A 520-nucleotide genomic window follows, 5' to 3' on the forward strand; every position below is an offset into this window, starting at 1 on the left:
TGGCAGATTTTCGGCAATTCTTCAAAGGACAAGGGTTTGCTTTTGTGCATGCCGTGTGCGGAGACGGAGAGGGAGGAAAGGGCGCACAGCGCGATGATTAAGGTTTTGGAAATGGTTTTCATGGTAAGCCTATTTATTGAAGTGGTGTTTAAATCAATTGTTCGCCCCAATGCAGCTTTTGGCGCAGGGTTTTGAAGTATTGGTAATCGGTGGGATGGAGGACGCGCAAGGGGTTGTGATAGCGGCGGATGATGATGCGGTCGAAGTTTTGCACGTCGATATGGGATTGTCCGTCAAAGTGTGCGCGTGCGTCGCCGCTTTTGGTAATGAGGATTTCGATTACGCTGGTGTCGGAGATGGCAATCGGGCGGTTGGTCATGGATTGCGGGCAGATAGGTACAAGTGTGAATGCGTGCAGGCCGGCCTGCATAATGGGGCCGCCGGCGGCAAGCGCGTAGGCGGTCGAACCTGTCGGCGTGGAAATAATCAGGCCGTCCGAACGTTGGGTATAGACAAATTC

At 52.9% G+C, this 520-nt stretch carries 1 pseudogene; it reads right to left on the minus strand.

The features are described 5' to 3' along the window. Positions 1–148: 148 nt before the first annotated feature. Positions 149–520 (minus strand): annotated as a pseudogene (locus tag ACTHUM_RS18580) (NAD kinase); the annotation flags it as partial.

The organism is Neisseria sp. P0021.S006, assembly GCF_051956895.1.